The following is a 3,426-nucleotide window of genomic DNA, read 5'->3' on the forward strand; positions in this document are numbered from 1 at the left end:
GTTCCGCGCGCGAGCTCCGGCGGGACGCCGAGCGCCGCGAGCACGAAGCTCGGCTCGGCCGCACCCGAGGAGCACGCCGACCCCTGCGATGCCGCGACCCCTTCTGCGTCGAGGAGCAGGATCAACGTCTCACCGTCGATCCCCTCGATACACACGTGGAGGTTGTTCGGGAGGCGCTGGGCCGGATGCCCGTTGACGTGGACCCGGGTGATCGAAGCGATGAGTTTTTCTTGGAGCCGGTTGCGGAGCGGACCCACGACGACCGACCAGCGCTCGTGGTGCGCGGCCGTCTCCTCGGCCGCAGCGCCGAACCCGACGATGCCGGCGACGTTGTAGGTCCCCGAGCGGATCTCGCGCTCCTGGCCGCCGCCGTGCATCAACGGCTGCACCTTGACCCCGCGACGAACGACGAGTGCGCCGACGCCCTTCGGACCGCCGTGCTTGTGCGCGGAGATCGTGAGCAGATCGGCGACGCTCGCATCCACGCTCAGCCACGGCACCGCCTGAACGGCGTCGGTGTGGAAGACCGCGCCGGCCTCGCGCGCGATGCGGGCGCACTCCGTGACCGGCTGGATCGTTCCGACCTCGTTGTTGGCCCACATCACGCTCACGACCGCGGTCCTGTCGTCGACGGCGGCCTCCAGCGCGTCGAGTCGCACCACGCCGTGCGCATCGACCGGGACCTCGCGCACGCGGAACCCCTGGCGCGCGAGCCAGCGCGCCGGATCGAGCACGGCGTGATGCTCGATCGCGGTGACGACGACCCCATCGCGGCCCTGCTCGCGCCCGTGCCACGCGGCGCCCTTAATCGCCAGGTTGTCCGCCTCGGTCCCGCCCGAAGTGAACACAACCTCGTCCGGCCGGGCACCGACGGTCGCAGCGACCTTCTCGCGCGCTTCGTCGACGCCTTTGCGGGCTTCACGGCCCGGCGCGTGCGCCGAAGAGGCGTTGCCGAAGCGGTCCTCGAGGTAGGGCAGCATCGCGGCACGCGCCGCGTCGGAAAGCGGAGTCGTGGCTGCGTGATCGAGGTAGACGGTCGATCGAACGTTCATCCCCGCCAGCCTAGCAGTGGCCGGCGAGTGCCTCAGCCGAGATCTTCGAACTCGATCGCAGGATCGACCGCCGCATTCTCGTCGAGCAGGAGCCACATCGGTTCGTGGAATATCCCCGGGGCGTCGAAGCCGCTCTCGGTCCAGTCCCCGACTGCGAGGCCGTCCGAGGCGATCCCGAGCGAGAACGACGGCATGTCGTGGTCGCCGTCCCGATCGTTGTTCAGGTACCAGACGTTCGCCCGCACCACCCCGGCGGTGTCCTTGCCGTCGCCGTCCCAGTCGCCGGCGAGCGCGAGATCGGTGGCGGCCCCGTAGCCGAAGATCGCGCCGTCGTGCCACGCGTCGAAGTTGTCGTTCAGGTACCAGACGTTGCCGCGGATGATGCCGCCGGTATCGTCGCCGTCCCCGTCCCAGTCGCCAACGATCGAACGATCGGTCGGCCAGCCGTACGCGAACGAGATGTCGTGGATCGGGTCGGTGCCGTTGTTCAGGTACCAGATGTTCCCTCGGATGATCCCGGGTGAGGCCTTGCCGTCGCCGTTCCAGTCGCCGGCTACCGGACGATCGGTCGGCTGCCCGTAGGAGAAGACCACGTCGGGCGTCCCGTCGAAGTCGTTGTGGAGAGACCACTTGTTGCCGATGACCGTGCCGGGCGTGTCGACGCCGTCGCCATCCCAGTCGCCGGCGACGCGATGCGGCAGCACGAGCGCGAAGCTTCCGGTCGCCGGCCGCACCGGAGCGCCGGCACCGTTCGCCCCGGAGATCGACCAAACGATCTTTCCGGGCGGTGCGATATTCCCGTCCCCGTCCCGGCCGTTCCACGGCACCGAGAGCGACGGGCCCGTTCCGGTTGCGGACTTGAGGACCGTGCCAGCTTCGGTTCGGTACTGCGCGGTCCACGTTACCGTCGTCGTGAAGGAACCCGTCAGGGTGACCGTATCGTTCACGCCGTCACCGTCCGGAGTCAGCGTTACCGTGTTCGTCGCGGGCAGATACAGCTTCGGGAGACCGATCCCCGAGACCGCGGTTCGGATCGACGGCAGAAGGCTGTAGACCTTGGAGCCGGGACAGGACGTCTGCTGGCCGTCCTTGTGACCGGAGATCCGGTTGAACGTCTTCTTCGTCCCGACGGGATACAGGTCGCTTCCGCCCGAGGTCATCACGACCGTGCCGGTCGGCGGCACATGATGGACGTCGAGCTTCCAGGCGAGGAGGTTCTTGAGCGCCGAGACCATCGACGACGTGGGTGAGCTGCTCGTGAAGGTCCCCATGAGCGAGATCCCGGTGCTGCCGGTGTTGAAGCCCTTCACGTGGGCGCCGATCACCGGCAGGGTCATGCCGCCGTAGCGTCCCTCGAAGACCTGCCCGTACTTGTCGACGAGGAAGTTGTACCCGATGTCGCTCCAGCCTCGATTCTTCACGTGATAGGCGTAGATGCTTCTCACGACCGCGGGTGATTCGGACTTGGCATAGGAGTTTGACCCGGCGGTGTGGTGGACGAACGCCATATTGACCACCGGGGCGTACCGGGGGCAGCACTCCCGGATGCTCTCGTTGGCCCCCCACTGAGCTCGGGTGATGATCGCAGGCTGGACCATCATCGCATGGGCTTTCGAGCCCCGGAGGAAGCTCGAGACCGATCCCACGATCTTCTGGAAGAGGTTCGGGTTACTCGCGTTTCCGAGCGTGTTGATCAGGTGGAGACGGAGGTTCCCGACGGTCGCACCTCCCGCGGGCGACGCGTACCGCAGCTCCAGGGCGTCGGCGGTCCCAACCCAGATCGGGCCTGCGAACACGCGCTCCGACGCGAACCGCGCTTCGGCCCGGTCCGGCGCCTCGTCGGGTTCGATCGTCAGGACTTCCCACCCCGACCAGCCATCTGCGCCGCGGAAGCGCGCCTCGACGATCAGCTCTTCGAGCCGCTCGTGGTCGTCGGAAGAACGGAACGAGAACGCGATGAGGTTCGCGTTGATCGGAAGCTCCGGGAAGCTCCGCTGGAACCACACGCCGGTGTTCGCCGCCGGCGTGAACGAGCCGCGCTCGACGACGACGTCACGTTGAACCGTCGCCGGCGTGCGCCCGGCGGCGGACGTCGGACCAGGGATGCCGACGACGCCGAGCGCAACAAGGAGAGCAAGGGAAACAACGCGCACACGAACCATGAGCGACAACCCCTATCACATCCGACGGCCTCCGGTTGCTATCGGCGGCAAGTCGGAACGTCCTGAGCGGACCGAGCTTCGAGACGAAACGGGACGGATGGGATCCGGCCGCGAGATCTCGAAGCCAGACGCATCTCCGGTCCGGCACTGCTGCGGCGTTTACGGGCCGTCCCAGTCGCCCACCACGGGGTAGTCGGTCGCGGCGCCGAACG

2 protein-coding genes are annotated in these 3,426 nt (G+C 67.8%); both read right to left on the reverse strand.

Annotated elements, in window-relative coordinates; all coding sequences use genetic code 11:
- Positions 1-1,052, reverse strand: a 1,052-nt coding sequence (locus tag WEB06_19665) for a cysteine desulfurase family protein (GenBank protein MEX2557834.1), incomplete at its 3' end; no start/stop codon positions are given.
- A 32-nt stretch (positions 1,053-1,084) separates the two neighbouring features.
- On the reverse strand, positions 1,085-3,214 hold the full coding sequence (locus WEB06_19670) for an N-acetylmuramoyl-L-alanine amidase (protein ID MEX2557835.1): 2,130 nt from the start codon (positions 3,212-3,214) through the stop codon (positions 1,085-1,087).
- Positions 3,215-3,426: the final 212 nt, after the last annotated feature.

The organism is Actinomycetota bacterium, from assembly GCA_040905475.1.
GTDB lineage: Bacteria > Actinomycetota > AC-67 > AC-67 > AC-67 > DATFGK01.